General features: G+C 53.5%; 18 protein-coding genes. 5 read left to right on the top strand and 13 right to left on the bottom strand.

The window, feature by feature from the left end:
• The 3 genes from AC0LWT_RS31445 to AC0LWT_RS31435 form a co-directional block, all read right to left on the bottom strand.
• Positions 1–1,236, bottom strand: coding sequence for a CpaE/TadZ family protein (locus AC0LWT_RS31445; RefSeq protein WP_474685238.1), 1,236 nt, complete (start codon positions 1,234–1,236; stop codon positions 1–3).
• Positions 1,237–1,246: 10 nt separating this feature from the next.
• On the bottom strand, positions 1,247–1,951 hold the full coding sequence (locus AC0LWT_RS31440; protein WP_474685237.1) for a CpaB family protein: 705 nt from the start codon (positions 1,949–1,951) through the stop codon (positions 1,247–1,249).
• A gap of 126 nt (positions 1,952–2,077) precedes the next feature.
• Complete coding sequence (locus tag AC0LWT_RS31435) at positions 2,078–2,224, bottom strand: hypothetical protein (protein WP_474685236.1); 147 nt, start codon at positions 2,222–2,224, stop codon at positions 2,078–2,080.
• A 102-nt stretch (positions 2,225–2,326) separates the two neighbouring features.
• On the opposite strand from AC0LWT_RS31435, the gene AC0LWT_RS31430 reads away from it, so the two are divergent.
• Entirely contained in the window at positions 2,327–4,207 is a 1,881-nt protein-coding gene (locus AC0LWT_RS31430) for a bifunctional metallophosphatase/5'-nucleotidase (RefSeq protein WP_474685235.1), read from the top strand.
• A gap of 141 nt (positions 4,208–4,348) precedes the next feature.
• On the opposite strand, the gene AC0LWT_RS31425 is transcribed toward AC0LWT_RS31430, so the two are convergent.
• The 9 genes from AC0LWT_RS31425 to uptA all read right to left on the bottom strand — a co-directional run bounded on the left by AC0LWT_RS31425 (position 4,349) and on the right by uptA (position 11,153).
• A complete protein-coding gene (locus AC0LWT_RS31425) occupies positions 4,349–5,320 on the bottom strand; it encodes a PfkB family carbohydrate kinase (RefSeq protein ID WP_474685234.1) in 972 nt (323 codons plus the stop codon).
• 381 nt (positions 5,321–5,701) lie between these two features.
• Positions 5,702–6,517 (bottom strand): hypothetical protein, encoded by an 816-nt coding sequence (locus AC0LWT_RS31420; RefSeq protein ID WP_474685233.1) that lies wholly within the window; start codon positions 6,515–6,517, stop codon positions 5,702–5,704.
• Between the two features lie 308 nt (positions 6,518–6,825).
• Positions 6,826–7,575, bottom strand: a complete 750-nt coding sequence (locus AC0LWT_RS31415; RefSeq protein ID WP_474685232.1) for a stalk domain-containing protein — start codon at positions 7,573–7,575, stop codon at positions 6,826–6,828.
• Between the two features lie 171 nt (positions 7,576–7,746).
• Positions 7,747–7,896, bottom strand: coding sequence for a hypothetical protein (locus tag AC0LWT_RS31410; RefSeq protein WP_474685231.1), 150 nt, complete (start codon positions 7,894–7,896; stop codon positions 7,747–7,749).
• Positions 7,897–8,200: 304 nt separating this feature from the next.
• On the bottom strand, positions 8,201–8,653 hold the full coding sequence (locus tag AC0LWT_RS31405) for a hypothetical protein (protein ID WP_474685230.1): 453 nt from the start codon (positions 8,651–8,653) through the stop codon (positions 8,201–8,203).
• A gap of 6 nt (positions 8,654–8,659) precedes the next feature.
• A complete protein-coding gene (locus tag AC0LWT_RS31400; protein WP_474685229.1) occupies positions 8,660–9,004 on the bottom strand; it encodes a hypothetical protein in 345 nt (114 codons plus the stop codon).
• Between the two features lie 198 nt (positions 9,005–9,202).
• Entirely contained in the window at positions 9,203–9,826 is a 624-nt protein-coding gene (locus tag AC0LWT_RS31395; RefSeq protein WP_474685228.1) for an MBL fold metallo-hydrolase, read from the bottom strand.
• A gap of 36 nt (positions 9,827–9,862) precedes the next feature.
• Positions 9,863–10,429: a thioredoxin family protein gene (locus tag AC0LWT_RS31390; protein ID WP_474685227.1), complete on the bottom strand. Its 567-nt coding sequence runs from the start codon at positions 10,427–10,429 to the stop codon at positions 9,863–9,865.
• Positions 10,430–10,547: 118 nt separating this feature from the next.
• Positions 10,548–11,153, bottom strand: coding sequence for an undecaprenyl phosphate transporter UptA (uptA, locus tag AC0LWT_RS31385; protein WP_474685226.1), 606 nt, complete (start codon positions 11,151–11,153; stop codon positions 10,548–10,550).
• A 200-nt stretch (positions 11,154–11,353) separates the two neighbouring features.
• Here uptA and AC0LWT_RS31380 point away from each other — a divergent pair, with 200 nt between their 5' ends.
• The 3 genes from AC0LWT_RS31380 to AC0LWT_RS31370 all read left to right on the top strand — a co-directional run bounded on the left by AC0LWT_RS31380 (position 11,354) and on the right by AC0LWT_RS31370 (position 13,180).
• Complete coding sequence (locus tag AC0LWT_RS31380; protein ID WP_474685225.1) at positions 11,354–11,803, top strand: cupredoxin domain-containing protein; 450 nt, start codon at positions 11,354–11,356, stop codon at positions 11,801–11,803.
• 280 nt (positions 11,804–12,083) lie between these two features.
• Positions 12,084–12,398, top strand: a complete 315-nt coding sequence (locus AC0LWT_RS31375) for a dehydrogenase (protein ID WP_474685224.1) — start codon at positions 12,084–12,086, stop codon at positions 12,396–12,398.
• Positions 12,399–12,940: 542 nt separating this feature from the next.
• A complete protein-coding gene (locus AC0LWT_RS31370; protein ID WP_474685223.1) occupies positions 12,941–13,180 on the top strand; it encodes a hypothetical protein in 240 nt (79 codons plus the stop codon).
• Between the two features lie 432 nt (positions 13,181–13,612).
• Here AC0LWT_RS31370 and melA read toward each other — a convergent pair whose 3' ends face one another.
• Positions 13,613–14,911, bottom strand: coding sequence for an alpha-glucosidase/alpha-galactosidase (melA, locus tag AC0LWT_RS31365; protein ID WP_474685222.1), 1,299 nt, complete (start codon positions 14,909–14,911; stop codon positions 13,613–13,615).
• Positions 14,912–15,058: 147 nt separating this feature from the next.
• Between melA and AC0LWT_RS31360 the strand changes: the two genes are divergently transcribed.
• A complete protein-coding gene (locus AC0LWT_RS31360; RefSeq protein WP_474685221.1) occupies positions 15,059–15,916 on the top strand; it encodes a helix-turn-helix transcriptional regulator in 858 nt (285 codons plus the stop codon).
• The last annotated feature ends 35 nt before the right edge of the window (positions 15,917–15,951 follow it).

Here is a 15,951-nt window from a genome sequence, read left to right as displayed (position 1 = left end):
TCAAGTCGCCGCGCGCCTTGTTAAAATCCGTCTGATCCAGGTCGCTTTGCGCGAGACCGATCTTCGGGGCAGCTGATAATATTCGCTCAGCTTGCGCGCAATAGCGGCCGTTTCTTCTCTCATCGGATGGCCCGGCTTGTATAGCTCCAGCAGCTTTCCCTGATTGCAAAATGAAAGGGCGTCGGCATGTCTGGAAATTTCCCCGATCAGATGCAGTTGGGTTTCTTTCCGAATGTCTTTGCTGTTGAAAGCCTCCCTTTGCGGACTTGTATCCGTCTGTACGGCGATCAAGTCGAAGGTGTCCGGCTGCAGTCCGAAAACAGAGCCAACCTGCCTGATCCATTTGGAGAAGTCCTCCTGGAACTGGGCCAGATCCGGGGTCGTCACGACGATCCTCGTATCGGCTTCCAACAGGCCGCAGACCGTCGCCGCATTATCCCAGTAGGCGTTTACCTCGACTACGCACACATCGAAAGCGGCGCGGGCGACGCGCAGCAGATGCACGACCTCCATCGGCGTAAAAAACTCCGCCTGCTCTCTGAGCATGTTGCCAAAGAGCACATGCAGCCCCGGTGCCTCGCGCAGCTTGTCGCATACTTGCCGCAGCCTGTGGGGCGTCAAGCTTTGCGCCTTAAGCTCGGCCCGCAATCCGTCGAGCGTGAACGCCTTGTCGTCCCGTCCCAAATAACGGTGAAGCTTGGAGCTTTTCAAATTCAGGCACATATACCCTACACTTGCGGAAGATTCCGCCGCCAAAGCGTATGCCGTACCGAACGAAGCAAGCGTAGTGCCGATATTCGGCGTAGAACCGACAAAAGCAATCAGCTTCCCCTGCCCTTGGGAAGTGGATGGATCGGTTTCCGGTTGATCGACCCAGGCTCTGATCAAATCCGCAATAATCGCCGTCCCCCGGCCCGGCTGGACGTAATCAAGCTTTTTCAGCTTGCACATCTTGACATATTTCACGTTGACGGACGTATCATGGTAATTGGATATAAGCACCATAATTTTCATCTCCGGCCATTGCTTCCGGTAACGCTCGAGCGTTTCTTCCAAAACTCCGAAATCCATATGGCGGTCCGACACAATCAGGCGGGAGTGGGGCTGCTTAAGCAATTCCCGCTCCATCTCCTCTGCAGATGCGCATACCGTCCAGTCCAAATGCTCTTGAAACACCACATTTGTCAGTTCATCGATAAGCCTTTCGTCCGTCGAATGCAATAGAGTTCGCATCATAATCCCCCCTTTATTCTACCGACAGAATCGAGGAGGAGCTGAACGCGATGACGAGCTTTGCTTTTTTGGTGCTGCAGAGCCGGTCCACTTCCAGCCACTCTTCCTCCGTCAAATTCAAATTAATTTGATCGATCGCCCCGTTGGCCTCAAGCCGGGACACGTACATTTTTTCCGCATCTCCCTCCGCTTTCGACAATAGATTGGAATTTTTGGGATTGTCGATTTCGACGTTAGCCGACGATTTCACGGAAGCGACAACGATTTCCTGATCAAAAAGCTTCCGCGGACTCCCGTCGGCAGACGACACAAAGAGGCGGACCAGATCCCCGGCCCGGATACCGTTGGAAACCGACAGCAAATATTCCTTCGGTATTTGAAAAGTCGCCTGACGCCGGGACGGCAGCAAATGATACCGGTTTACTTTCCATTTCAAAATCGGCTCGTGCGTACCTAGCGGGAGCAGCGATTCCTGACCGATCACCTCCTCCAAATCCGTAATCATATCGCTTGTAACACTTCCTTTCTGAACAGCTTTAAGCCCCACCATGTCACGGCTTATCAAAGTGCCTGTCCGGATAAAATCTTGAGGCACGACGACCTGAACAGTTTGCTGCAGCTCCACTTGATTCATTTGCAGCACATACACGGCATAGACAAGACAACCGGCGACAATCGCCGCCGTGAAACTGATGAACAGGCTTCTCCTGCGATTCAATGCCGCTCCCCCTCTCCCTCTCATGCAGTTAAAAAGCAAAAAAGAACGCAAACCCCGGACTCATGTCCGAAATCTGCGTTCTTCGCAAATCTAGCGATGTTTGTTGTGTTCATTCCAAATATTACACTAAATACACATATATGTAAATACCTTTTTTCTTTGCGAATGACAAACCGCCTGTCCATCCGTTTGAGAGACGAATGAAACAGGCGGTTCTTCCGCACCATGCTCAAGTAATTCTAAAGTACCATACTCTTTTAAAAGTTTCAACATATTCTTACAAATCCTTTATAAAAACTTTATAACAAGTTAACTCTATTAAAATGTGCATCCGTTATACTGATATGAAACAGAATTGAGAGGAGAATTTCTACGATGAAAAAGTTGAAATTATGCGGCGCCGTTATTTCGGGGGTTTTAATTTCGGCGCTAACCGCAGGCTCCGTTTTTGCTGCGCCGGTCAAACCGGTCTCTCACGTAGAGTGGATGCAAAAGAAATCATGGGTAGAAGGAGATCTCGGCGGAAACCTGGCGCTGGATCGCCCGGTCACGCTGGCCGAAGTTGTTACCGTACTGGAAAGAGTACAGGGCTTGACCGGCATTACGACAGACAGCGCCGCTAAGCGTCATTGGGCAGGGGGTCAGCTTTCTTTGGCTCAGTCCAAAGGTCTGATTACCGCCGACGAAGCAGCGTCTCCCGACCAACAGCTCACAGCTGCGCAAATCAAACAAATCGCGGCCAAATTAAACTACGACCTGACGCTTCCCGAGGAATCCACGGTGACACGCGGAAGCTTTCTGAACGCTCTTGGAGATGCGGTTACGCTCCACATCACAATCGGACATACGAACGACGTGCACGGGCACATCGAAGAAAACAAAAGCAACAAAGAATTCGGTTATGCGAAAATAGCGACGCTGATCAAACAGTGGCGCGGTGAGAATCCGAATTTCCTGCTGATGGACGCCGGCGATACGTTTCAAGGCACCGTTTTTGTCAATCAATTCAAAGGAGAATCCATCCTACCTATCCTGAACGGGCTGAAATACAACGCGATGGCCGCAGGAAACCACGAGTTCGACTTCGGCTACAAGCAGCTGCTCAACCTTCGCGATCAGTTGAAATATCCGATTATTAACGCCAACGTCTTTACAAGCGACGGCAACAACCTGCTGGAACCGGTGTACTATGCGGAAATCGGCGGCAAAAAGTTTGCCTTCCTCGGCTTCGTAACGGAAGAAACGCCGATACTGACCCACCCGGACAACGTGCAGGGACTGACTTTCAAAAGTCCTGTCGAAATCGCCAAAAAAGTAGTGCCCGAATTGAAAAAGAAAGTGGACCGGGTCGTCGTCGTCTCCCACGTAGGCATCGAAACGGACCGGGAAATCGCCAAGCAAGTGCCCGGAATCGACCTGATTATCGGAGGCCACTCCCACACCCCGCTCCGCGATCCGGAAGTCGTTAACGGAACTTACATCGTGCAGGATTGGGAATACGGCAAATCGCTCGGACGCGCTGACTTATACTATTATAAAAACGAGCTGGTCAACTTTACCGGCGGCCTGCTGGAATATGACGAGAACGTCCAGCCCGATCCGGACGTCGCCAAACAAGTGGAAACGATTGTGAAACAAATCGATACCGCGTTAAACGTAGTCATCGCCAAAACCGATGTCGATCTGGACGGCGACCGCAACTTCGTCCGCAAACGCGAAACGAATCTGGGCGACTTCATCACAGACGTGATGGTGGAGCGCACCCAATCCATTCAAGGAAACAATGCCGATGTGGCGCTGACTAACGGCGGAGGCATCCGGACGCAGGTAAAAGCGGGCGACATCACGAAAAAAGCGCTCTACGACGTGCTGCCGTTCCCGAACACCGTCGTCATTCTCGATGCCAAAGGCAGCGAGCTGAAAGCAGCCCTTGAAAACGGCGTCAGTCAGGTGGAAAACGGCGCAGGCCGGTTCCCGCAAATCAGCGGCATGTCCTTCACCTACAATCCGGCCAAACCTGCCGGCCAGCGCGTCCTCGAAGTCAAAGTAGGCGGCCAGCCGCTTGACCCGGACAAAACATACAAGCTGGCAACCAACGATTTTATCGCAGCCGGCGGCGACGGGTACGAAATGTTCAAAGGCAAAAAGGCGCTGAACACCGGCATTACCCTCTATGAACTGGTAGAGGAAGCGCTCGGCAAACGCAAATCGATCAGCCCCAAAACAGACGGCCGCATCACGGAAGTGAAAGAATAACCGCTTGTATCGCTAAAATACAAAGGGGCTGTACGAAAAGAGGACCTCAATTCCACTCAGTAGTGGAATTTGAGGTCCTTTTGCCTGATTTTCGGGCTGTCCCGTACATTGCGAACGGGACAGCATCTTTGCGCGCCGCGGCTACGCCTGCACCTCGGCGAGCGTCGGCAGCGCCGGGATCGCGCCCCGGCGTGTCGTCGTGATCGCGCCCACGCGGTTCGCGAACGCGAATACCCGCTCCGCGGCTCCGGCTTCGCCGAGCGCGTCCGCGATCCCAGCCGGCGAAGCGCCGAGCGCCGCCAGCTGCAGCAGCATGGCGCCGACGAAGCTGTCGCCTGCGCCGGTCGTATCCACGGCCGCCGCAGGCTGGCCGGGGAAGGTCACATCCTGCCGTGCGGTCACGACACGGCAGCCCTGGGCGCCCAAAGTGATGACGATCACTTTGGGGCCTTGCGCCAGCAGCTGCTGCGCCCCTGTTGTCGCGTCGGTGCCGAGGAGGAATTCGATTTCCTCCTCGCTCACCTTGACCACATCGGCCAGCGGCAGCTGCGCGAGTATTTCCCGCCGAGCGGCGTCGGCGCTCGGCCACAGCGCGAGGCGCACATTGGGGTCGTACGACACCAATGCGCCAAGCTCGCGCGCGCGGCGCGCCGCATCGAGCGTCGCGGTGCGGCAGGGCTCGGCGATCAGCGACACCGAGCCGAAGTGATACACGGCCGCGTCCGCCAGCCACTGCGCCTCGACTTCGTCGGCGCGCAGCAGCATGTCCGCCGCCGGGTCGCGGAAAAACAAAAAGTCGCGCTCGCCGTCCGCCCGCAGCGACACAAAAGCCAGACCGGTCTTCGCCTCGTCGGTCTGGATTACAGCCGCCTGCACGCCGACTTCCTCAAGCGTGCGCTTCAAATAATCGCCGAACGGGTCGCGGCCGATTTTGCCGATAAACCGCGCCTCGCCGCCCAGTTTGGCGACGGCTGCCGCCACATTGGCCGGCGCTCCGCCTGCCGCCCGCTGGAAGGCGGCCACATCCGCCAGTGCCTGCCCGTTCACGTCCGGCACAAAATCGATCAACAGCTCGCCCAAACAAACAATGGTTTTATTTTCCTTTATTAACATTATCAAACATCTCCTTAGTAACCTAAACCATTCATCATGTAGCACTTAGCTTGACCAAAGCATCGGAATGCCAATACTATTTCGGTCCGAAAAGGCAAAATTCCTTTCAAATCCTTGCATAATTTTATGGCAGTGACCCGCTAATAAACGGTTTTCCTGGACATCCATCGACCGCTACAGCTTCGGAAAACCTGCGAAAGTGCAGGCTTTTTTTGCGAATATGACTCATTTTGGGAAAAGCCTGCGATTGTGCAGGAATTTCGGGTAAAAATGGGTCAGATCCCCTGTACCCACTGAAAAAGCTGCACTTTTGCAGGAATTTCCCGCACCAGGCTTCTCAACAGGCAAAAAGCTGCACTTTTGCAGGTTTTCTCCGCGTTGTCAAACAGATGTGCCGCCGGCTCTAGCGAGCGGCCACGCTTTTCGCAGCGCTTGCGCCCCTGCCGCTAACGAAATCAAAAAGCATCCGAGAACAACAAACGGAAGCGTCGACCATTCAAAAACGGAGCGGCCCAGATACGTTTGCCAGCCGAGCGCCAATAAGCCGAGCACGTAGGCGGTGCCTGCGGTATGAAGCAAACTGCTGCGGGCCTTGGCCGTCAGCGGGGTTCGTTTGGTCAGCCAGGCGACAATCGGCATGGCTTGCAGAGCGTGAAAGCCGAGACCGTGCAGCCAAATTATATTGCCATGAAGGCCAACGGTTCGGCCCATATTGAGAGAAATCCAGATACCGGCCGCAAACGAAAGCATGATTGCGACCATCGCATAGCGGATGCCCAGCACCAGCTCCGGTTGGAGCGCGATTGCTTTTCGGCGGAAATATTGAACTGCCAGGAATAGATAACTCAGAATCAACAGCAAAGCGACAAAAGCAAAAATAGAACCGACCATTGCATCAAAATGTGTGCCGCCCTTTACAAATCTCGGGTTGACCCCGCGGAAATTTTGAACGGTTTCAGCAAAGTAAGAATAAAGCGCCAGAATAATATAAAACCATCGAAAGAAAGCTCTGCCTCTGGTACCTAACTCGGAAAAAGGAGCGATTGCCGCCGTCGAAATCAAAAACATACCCAACGCAGCATTGAAGGAGAACGCATTTAGAACGTTGCCTTTAGGGGAAACGGGCCCTCCGTACAACAACACCCATACTGCACATATCCCTGCAAGCAGAAAGCCAAGCATTCCTGTAAGAACCAACCACTTTTCCCCTTGGAAAATTTTGCGATTTAAATTCGTTGTTTCAACCGAACTCCTCATTTTTGTATTACCCATCATATTCACTCCCCATCACCATCATCTTTGACTTTTCCATTATATGGTTCGGAGAATTTTTCAAAAACTTGCTCAAGTCCAGTCTTTTTCCCGGCCCCCAGACGGATACTTCCTCCGACTTAAGAAGTGAGATAAACCTCTATCGATGTCTTTCGAAGATGAGCGACCGCGTTTAGAGGCAGGTTTATTCGCTGGTAAAAAACCACTGACCCGCACGGTCAGTGGTTTTCATGTTATTTCACCTGTATTTGCATTTCTGCGCTTTCATCCCGGTCGTTTTCGACACCTTCGCCCTTCAAAAAGCTTGCGTACACTTTAATTGTATAAGTTCCGGGCGGCAAATACGCCGGGTTGGAGTCCGGATTTTCCAGGAACTTTTGGTAATCCGGCTTGCCGCTTTTCCGGAAATTAAATTCCAATATCGTGCTTAGGGGAAAGTTATGAGCGATCTCATTTCCCGGGTTCAACTCCACTTTGATTCCGGATGCTGCAACATAACCGCCCTCTCTAATCCCGTCTTGATCTGTAATAGAGAAGGTGAGCGACGGCAGTCCGTGTATAAAATCTGTTTTCTCAGCGCCCTGATAAGACAGCGTGGACCATACGTTTATTACTTCGTCCCGGGCGTAGACGCTTTTGCCTGAATGAAGCGCCAGTGTAAAGTCATCGAATTTTTTTATCGAGCTAACCGATGCGTATTTTTCGGAATTTTGGGGCTGATTGATTTCAATAGCTGCAGATTTTTGATCGTAATAGACGGCTCCGCCCAATTGATCCGCCACATACCTGAGGGGCACGTAAGTGCGGCCGTTAATGTTATAAATCTGAAGTTCCCCGGGTAGATCTTTCTTAACGCCATTGACCTTTAGCGCTGCGGATGATTTGGTTATTTGCTCCGGGTTATCCGCATTTGTCGTTGAAATCATGGCAACGAACAAACCGCTTGCGATAAGTAAAATTTTACTGATCCTTGACTTCTGCACGCTTGCTCCTCCTTCAATTACAGCTAAGGCTTGACACGTCCCGAAAATTCCAATCAAATCATAAGACTGATGATATTTTCCATATTTTATTAATACACGCTGCATAACCAAACGTCAAGAAGAGGCCTTGCAAGGGCCGCACGCAAGCGCCCCCACTGGCCTCTTCTCTATTCAATCAACGAGCTTAAATGTTAACCCCGATAATTGCGCCTCCTCTTCCATCCCTTCGATCAAAAGAGCCACCCGATTCCCGCTTTCTTTGAACCAAGGCTTCGGAAGATAGAACAAGTTTTGGGCTCCGCCGGTCATATGAGGTCGCAAGCCGTCCCCCTAAACGGGGATCGGCAATTGAAAGACGCTCCGCCGGGCTCAGGGGCGAACACAAGCGTTCCGACGAGCCGACCGAGCAGCTTATTTGCGCCTTCGCTCCGCGGGGCACCAAAGGTCGGCGCAGCCATTTGTGAAGCAGCCGGCCGGGCGGCAAAACTGCAACTGCGAGGCCGCTCGCTTACCCCGCGCAGCTCCCAGCGCGCGGGGTTGCGCTGCATGACGGCGGGCGGGTAGCCGCACCCGCTGGCAACGCGGAAAAGCCTGCAAAAGTGCAGGCTTTTTTCGCAAAAATGGTTCATTTTGGCGAAAAGCCTGCGATTGTGCAGGCTTTTTCAAGGAAAATGAACCAGAGCCCCTGTTCGCGGCAAAAAGCCTGCACAATTGCAGGAATTTGTCGTGGCCAGCGCATCCATCGGGCAAAAACTGTACTTTTGCAGGCTTTTTCCGCCCGCATTGCCGAGCAATTGCTGCCTCCTATCGCGCGAATTCCTGACTTTTGCAGGCTTTCTCCGCGCAAACAGGCAGATTGTGCGACCGGCTCTGGCGGGCGGGTTTCTGGGACCTGATTATTTTCATTCTGTAGGGTCACGTTTTGTCCACGGCGCCATGAGAGTTTTTGCAGGTTTTCCGGCCTGCCAAGCCGCTGCTTCATGAACAGTTGCGCAAGTTGCGGCGATAAAGCGAAAAGGGTCTGCCCTCCGGCAGCCAATGCTGCGTTTGGGTCAGACCCTTTCCATTCAGCTTGCAAATATGACTAGCATTTATGATGATGGAAAAAACCGCGGGTAATAATGATTAGCAGGATGAAGAGAACAAGAATGCTTCCGACGTTGTTGTAAGGAGCGACTGCTACCGGCTTCACATGATGCACGGGTTTCGGATACACTACAGCAGTTTGCTGGATCGCGTGCAAATGAATGTTATGATGAATCGGTTTAGGCGCGACAGGCGGCGCGTAGGCGGCCGGCATCACGTTCGGCATTGCATTCGGCATGGTGTAGGCCGGCATTACGTTTGGCATCATGTTTGGTCCCGTATGAATCGGCATCGTATAAGTCGGGAATACGGGAGCTGCGTTATTTGGTCTTAGATATCCCATGGAAAAGCACCTCCTTTATTTCGTTAGCTGAAGTTGGTGACGTGGTTGTTTAGGTGGTTAACTTACAACATCAGTCTATGGGAGCGCACCTATTCAGAACACGGTAAATACCCAGAAGAAATAAAATTGGTTTCCTGTCATGGATGACGAGCCGTCGCAAACGAAAAGACTGTCCGCTAATCGGACAGTCTCTCTCGGTTACACATATGGATTATTGTCGCGTTCGAAACCGATCGTCGTTTTTGCGCCGTGTCCGGGGTACACGACGACATCGTCTTCCAGGGTGAACAGCTTGTCCTGAATCGAGTCCAGCAGCGTGTTCGTGTCCCCGCCCGGAAGGTCGGTACGGCCTACCGAAAGCTTAAACAGCACGTCGCCGCCGAACAGGTGCTTGTCGTAGAGAAAGCTCACGCTTCCCGGCGAATGGCCCGGCGTGTGGAAAACTTTCAGCCGGATGCCGAGAAACTCCAGCACCTGGCCTTCGTCCAGCGCGTATTCCGCCGGATCGGTCACAATCTCCGCGCCCAGCTCCGGCCAGCGCGCAGAGCCGTTCTTCTTCGGATTGGTCAGCCAATCCGCTTCCAGGTCGTGTATGTATACCGGACAGCCTTTGAGCTTGCGGATCGCGTCCACGCCGCCGATATGGTCAAAATGCGCATGCGTCAGCAAAATCGCCTCGATGTCCAGATCGCCGATTTTGTTGATCAGCGGCTGCGGGTTCATGCCGGGATCGATAATGATCCCTTTTTTCGTATCCGGGTCGGACAGCAAGTATGCGTTGGTGCTGAGCGGACCCAGAGGGAACGTATCTATTTTGATCATCTTTATTCGCTCTCAATCTTTTAGAGATGCTTGCCCTTAAAACGTAGAAATCAAATCGCGAAGCTCTTTGACGATCACGGCGTGATAACCGTTGCCTTCGCCGTATTGACGGCCCATTTCCGCCCGGGCAACTTGAATTTTCTCGTTGTAATCCGCAGCCTCGCGGTCGGGGTTTTCCTGCTTGAATTTCGCCATTACCGCCTGTACATTTTGCGGACGAGGTCCCCATTGGCCTAATACGAAACCGCCTGTATCCGTGAAAATAACGATCGGAATCGCGCGGCCGCCCATCGTCAGGAATTGGTCCATCACGTCCATATTTTGCTCCTGGATCAGCACTTCCACAGGAATGCCGCTGTTTTCCAGCGCTTTAAACACGACCGGAACGTTGCGCACAACGTCTCCGCACCAGTCCGCGCACAGAATGAGGCAGCGCAGGTCGTCGCGGTTGTTCAAGGATTCGAAATACTCCTTGTCCTCGGCGTCAGCCCATTCGAAGCTTTCGTAGTAGGCGAGGAACTGCTCTTTATTTTTCTCCATACCGTCGATAAATTGCTGGGGCTTAATGCCTGTCCGCAGCTTGCTTGCGAGATTGATGCTCATCAATGCTCAGCCTCCTGTTACATATTTTTTATAAATGCGAGTAATGTTTCAGCTCTGCCTATATTGTAGCAAATGCTTGCGAAAGCTCCAACAGAATTGACTTCCAAGATTCAAGCGATTATTTGGCGCTTTTGTTTTTTCTTTTGATATAAAATTGATAGCCGACATACAGCACGGTCAGCACTACGGCTGCAATTATGAGAGGCTTAATATACGGGCCGGCAACCTGATCGATCGTTTCCCAGTTGTCTTTAAGCGCCATGCCGAGATACACGTACAGGAACGAATACGGTATTAACGCCAGACCGGTGTACAGGGTGAATTTGCCCAGAGGCATTTTCGCCATTCCGCCGGGAAGAGAAATCGCGTGACGGACAATCGGAATAAAACGGGCCGTGAAAATCATCCCGGTGCCGTACCGGTTGAACCAGGACTCGGCAACGTCGATGTGATGCTTGCTGATCAGCAAATATTTGCCGTATTTCTCCAAAAAGGGTCTTCCGCCGTAACGGCCGATCCAATACAGCACGATTTGGGCCAACGTCCCTCCGATGACTGCACATATGATCGCCCCGATAAAGCTGATTTCTCCTTTGGAAACAAGGTAGCCCGCGTAGGCCAAAAGCAATTCGTTAGGAATTACTTCCAGCATAAGGCCGAGGAATATGCCCCAGTAACCCAGTCCTTCCAAATACAGCAAAACATTGTGAATGAACTCACCCATTTCATAGACCTCTCTCCGCAAATAGTAGCCGGACCGCTTCTTTGTCTTGCTATTTTCGGCTCGATCCTAACCTCTCCCTATTCTACCATAGACGTGCATATGTCACCAATTTCGGTTACGGCGGCAGCATTCCGCATACATGCACAGACAAGCTCCTGCATAGGATGTACAAAAACGAATGTACAGGAGGCGGACTTTTGATGTCGAAAGTATGGATCATTCAGCGCAAACACCTAATCCTTGCAGCAGCGGCGCTCCTGATCATTGCAGCCGGATTGTTATACGCGAACCGGGAGCGGATCGTCCCCGCCATGGCGGAGCCTGCTGCCGAGCGGACCATTCATATGGTGACCGGGGAATTCAAAGCCAATACAGAGGATGGATCGACAATCGAGGCTTACCGCTGGGACCCCGGAACCGTTGTCGTACGCAAAGGCGAAAAAATAAAGCTCAACATCTTGGGCGTCAACGGCGCCAGCCACCCTTTTCTGATCGAAGGACTGAACATTAAAGGGGAAGTCAAAAAAGGCAAGGAAACCGTCGTTTCATTCACGCCGGAGCAAGCGGGCACTTACAGGTTGATCTGCATGACGCATGCCGATAAAAACCATAACGGCCCCATGATCGGCTACATCGTCGTCACGGAGTAAGCCTCCCTGGAGTCTGTCCGATGAACCACGTAGAAGGTATATGTATGCACAATGACGGTATTCATGCAGCGTGAGCGGCATATATACAGTCATTATTCAGTGGGTAAGCACAAACGCAACTCCGTCGGACAGACTCCCAAGAGCCCGGCAGGCGAAATCCGCAGAAGGCGCCGCCGCCCGCCGGACGACTCCCAACTTGGGCTTCGGGCTGCCGCCGCGCCAGTAGCTATCCGTCCTCGCTGCGCATACACATAGCAGAGAGAGGAGTGTTGAGGCGGCAATGAAAAATAACACCAATGAAAAGCACAAACAGCAGCTCCCGACTGCGCGCGGAATAAGACGGGCTTGCGGCAAGGAGCTGTACCGGACGGCCAAACGGCTGAAAACGTGGATTTCTCCGGAGCAAATGCGGCAGGCCGAGGAGCTTTACGTCAAAAAAGTAATGCTGAACCTGCCGTTCATCGTTGAGCACGGCAGCAATCGCAAACTGCTTGCCGACTGGTTCGGCGAACACGTAGGCCCGGAAATCGCTCCGCTCTGGAACGTGGAGCTTGCCGCTTTGAATCACGCATTCCGCGAAGCGTTCGGCGGATGACCGGGCCGGCCGCCGGCGGCTAGCGCCGGGTCTCGCAACGGCGCGCCGGGGGCTGCGCGCAGGGCGGCGCTTGCATGATGGCGGCCGGTCGACAGCATGCACGGCCGCGGAAAAGCCCGCCCGCCGGCGCCTCACCGGCACGGCCGCCGTGCGACGCCGCGACGCGCGCCGGGAACCGCGCGCGCGGGGTAAGCAAAACACCTGCTGCGAAAGCTCGACTGCAGCAGTTCTGCCCTCCGTGCTGCCGCTACATTGGCAGCACGCTCAGAGAACCTGCAAAAGCCCCCCATGCCGTCGACGGCATACGGCCAAACAAACTGTAACCGATCAATCGGATCGTTCTAGTAGTAATCTTATTGCACCCAAGCGTGCTTGTTTCGAAATATTTCTGCAAATCTCAGGCTGCTGAGAAAACGTACATTGGTGAGGCGTAGCTCTAACTCTATAAACGCACAGAAAACCTACGAAAATTAGATTGCCGATAAACCAACCCGTGCCTCCCCTGTACGAGTTGCGGTGCTGAAGTGGGGGGACAAAGCGGCTTGGCAGGAGAAAACGGTAAGGGAAAGCCTGCGAAAGTGCAGTTTTTTTTTATAAAAGTGGTTCATTTTGGCGAAAAGCCTGCAATTGTGCAGGAATTTTCGTTGAAAATGAATCTGAGCCCATGTTCACGTCGAAAAGCCTGCACTTTTGCAGGAATATGTCGTGGTCAGCACATCCATCGAGTAAAAACTGTACTTTTGCAGGCTTTCTTCGCATTGCCGAACAGTTGCCGCCTCTAGCGTGCGTGCTCCTGACTTTTGCAGGCTTTCTTCGTATTGCCGAGCAGTTGCCGCTTCTAGCGTGCGAGCTCCTGACTTTTGCAGGCTTTCTTCGTATTGCCGAGCAGTTACCGCCTCTAGCGTGCGTGCTCCTGACTTTTGCAGGCTTTCTTCGCATTGCCGAACAGTTACCGCCTCTAGCGTGCGAGCTCACGCAACCAGGCGGATTGTGCGACCGCCTTCTGGCGTGCGGGTTTCTGGGCAGCCTGAAATCTGCAGGTTTTTCGGCTAAAATGCGAGCTCAGCCCCATCGCGAACGGAAATGCCTGCACTTTCGCAGACCTTGGGGCGCCAAGCTGCCCAGCAAGCTAGCTGCACCCAGCCGCCCTCTGGCAGGGAGCCCGCAAAAAAAGCCGAAGGGAACGCATTCCCCTCGGCTTTCTCGTTTCCGGCTTACTTGTACTCGGGCAGCCAGCTCCCGTGCGCTTCGATCAAATCGTCGCACATCGCGATGATATCGTCCATCGACAGCTCGGCCGATGTGTGCGGATCCAGCATCGCGGCGTGATAAATGTGCTCGCGCTTGCGCGTAATCGCCGCCTCGATCGTCAGCAGTTGGGTGTTGATATTGGTGCGGTTAAGCGCCGCGCACTGCGGAGGCAGGTCGCCTACATAAGTCGGCGTAACGCCGTTCCGGTCAACCAGGCAAGGCACTTCCACGCAAGCCTCGCGCGGCAAATTCGTAATAAGGCCAGTGTTCATCACGTTGCCGCCGATTTTGAACGGCACATTCGTCTCCATCGCTTCGAAAATATAAGAAGCATACTCGTGGGAGCGCTCGTGCGTCAGATTCGCGTTGTTCACGATATCTTCGCGCATCTTTTTCCAGTTCGAGATCTGCCCGATGCAGCGGCGCGGATACTCGTCCAGCGGAATGTTGAAGCGGTCGATCAGCTCCGGGTAATTGCGTTTGATGAAATAAGGGTGATATTCCGCGTTATGCTCGGAGGACTCCGTAATGTAATAGCCGAATTTCAGCATCATTTCGTAGCGAACCATGTCCCCGTGCTTTTCCAGCTGCTTTTCGGCTGCGCGCCGCTTGATTTCCGGGTACAGGTCGACGCCGTCCTTGCTCACTTCCAGCAGCCAGGCCATATGATTGATTCCGGCGATTTTCGCCTGAACCCCGTCCTGCTCCATGCCCAGATGTTCGAACAGATGAGGGACGCACACTTGAACGCTGTGGCACAAGCCTACCGTGCGCACTCCGCCGTACGTGTTCATCACATTGGTAAGCACCGCCATCGGATTCGTGTAGTTCAGGAACCACGCGTCCGGGCAAACTTCGCGGATATCCGCAGCAAAATCCAGCATAACGGGAATCGTGCGCAGATTGCGGAAAATGCCCCCGATGCCGACCGTATCGGCGATCGTCTGGCGCAGGCCGTATTTTTTCGGTATTTCAAAATCGGTGATCGTGCACGGATCGTAGCCGCCGACCTGAATCGCGTTGACGACGTATTTGGCGCCGCGCAAAGCTTCCTTCCGGTCCGAATACGCTTTCACTTCGCAGGCGCTGCCGCTTGTTTTTTTCAAATTGTTCAGCATGTTCTCCGAGTCCAGCAGCCGCTCGCGGTCAATGTCGAAGAGCGCCAGCTCGAAGCCTTGAAGCGCGGGCGTCAGCATGCAATCACCCAGTACATTTTTAGCAAAAACGGTACTTCCCGCACCTAAAAAAGTAATTTTTGACATGTTCGTTTCGCCTCCAAATCGTTGTTCCCTGCTTTCTTTTACTATAAGCGACGGCGATTCGGTTGAGTATGGAACGAACGAACAGGAATATGGACATTTGTAGTTTCTTCCGCTACTCTTATGATAAAAACACAAAAAGGTGCCCCTATGAATCCGGACCACTCCTACTTCTATGTCACTATTAATCCGTTCACCGGCAGCGGCGAATTGCCTGTGCTTTTCAGCGGCGAAGGCAAGCCGAATCCCCGGCACAAAATGGGGCCGGCCGTGCACGATTATTATTTGATCCATACGGTACTGTCCGGCGAAGGGGTTTTTGAAATCCATGGCCGGACTTACCGCTGCGGGGCGGGCGACAGCTTCGTCATTTTCCCGGGCGAGCTGTTCAGCTACGTAGCGGACGCGCATCGGCCGTGGCATTATGTCTGGGTCGCTTTTGCCGGCCGTGCGGCGGGTACCGTGCTGTCCTCGATGGGAATCGCCCCGGACAATCCGGTGATCCCGAACAGCGGCACGAAAAAAGTCCGCCATCTGTACCGGCGGCTGCGCGCTTGCTTCGCCCAGAACGCTATCCCCGCCCTGGAGGATACGGAGTCAGGAGGCTGGCTGCGGCTTCTGCTCAGCGAGCTCGGCCTCGCCAACCGCCGCCGCTGGCCGGCAAAGCCGGCCGCCGAATCGGACGCGCACCGTCAGGTCGGACAGGCGATCCGCTATTTGGAGCTGCAATATACGCAGCCCGTATCTATTGAGCAGTTGGCCCGCATGATCGGGTACCACCGGACTCATTTGTGCAAAATGTTCAAACAAATAACTGGACTTTCCCCCATGCAGTATTTATTGAAAATACGCATGGAACGCGCCGAGCAGCTGCTCGAAACGCCGATGACGATCGACCAGGTCGCTTCGTCGGTCGGTTTTAATGACGCGCTTTATTTTTCCAAGCAATTCCGCAAATGGAGCGGCTGCGCGCCTACGTCTTACCGCAAAACGCTGCGGCATCTTTAAAGCAGCGGGACCGCGCAAGGCGTACGAAGTACGAG

The organism is Paenibacillus sp. sgz302164 (assembly GCF_056120505.1).
The sequence above is the reverse complement of the archived record's forward strand: the minus strand, read 5'-3'. Positions and strand labels throughout refer to the sequence as shown.

What these genes read in the sequence shown, in the direction of transcription:
- AC0LWT_RS31445 (WP_474685238.1), bottom strand. Translation starts at nt 1,236, where the DNA reads ATGATGCGAACTCTATTGCATTCGACGGACGAAAGGCTTATCGATGAA.
- melA (WP_474685222.1), bottom strand. Translation starts at nt 14,911, where the DNA reads ATGTCAAAAATTACTTTTTTAGGTGCGGGAAGTACCGTTTTTGCTAAA.
- AC0LWT_RS31435 (WP_474685236.1), bottom strand. Translation starts at nt 2,224, where the DNA reads ATGTTGAAACTTTTAAAAGAGTATGGTACTTTAGAATTACTTGAGCAT.
- uptA (WP_474685226.1), bottom strand. Translation starts at nt 11,153, where the DNA reads ATGGGTGAGTTCATTCACAATGTTTTGCTGTATTTGGAAGGACTGGGT.
- AC0LWT_RS31375 (WP_474685224.1), top strand. Translation starts at nt 12,084, where the DNA reads ATGAAAAATAACACCAATGAAAAGCACAAACAGCAGCTCCCGACTGCG.
- AC0LWT_RS31430 (WP_474685235.1), top strand. Translation starts at nt 2,327, where the DNA reads ATGAAAAAGTTGAAATTATGCGGCGCCGTTATTTCGGGGGTTTTAATT.
- AC0LWT_RS31400 (WP_474685229.1), bottom strand. Translation starts at nt 9,004, where the DNA reads ATGGGATATCTAAGACCAAATAACGCAGCTCCCGTATTCCCGACTTAT.
- AC0LWT_RS31380 (WP_474685225.1), top strand. Translation starts at nt 11,354, where the DNA reads ATGTCGAAAGTATGGATCATTCAGCGCAAACACCTAATCCTTGCAGCA.
- AC0LWT_RS31425 (WP_474685234.1), bottom strand. Translation starts at nt 5,320, where the DNA reads ATGTTAATAAAGGAAAATAAAACCATTGTTTGTTTGGGCGAGCTGTTG.
- AC0LWT_RS31390 (WP_474685227.1), bottom strand. Translation starts at nt 10,429, where the DNA reads ATGAGCATCAATCTCGCAAGCAAGCTGCGGACAGGCATTAAGCCCCAG.
- AC0LWT_RS31360 (WP_474685221.1), top strand. Translation starts at nt 15,059, where the DNA reads ATGAATCCGGACCACTCCTACTTCTATGTCACTATTAATCCGTTCACC.
- AC0LWT_RS31395 (WP_474685228.1), bottom strand. Translation starts at nt 9,826, where the DNA reads ATGATCAAAATAGATACGTTCCCTCTGGGTCCGCTCAGCACCAACGCA.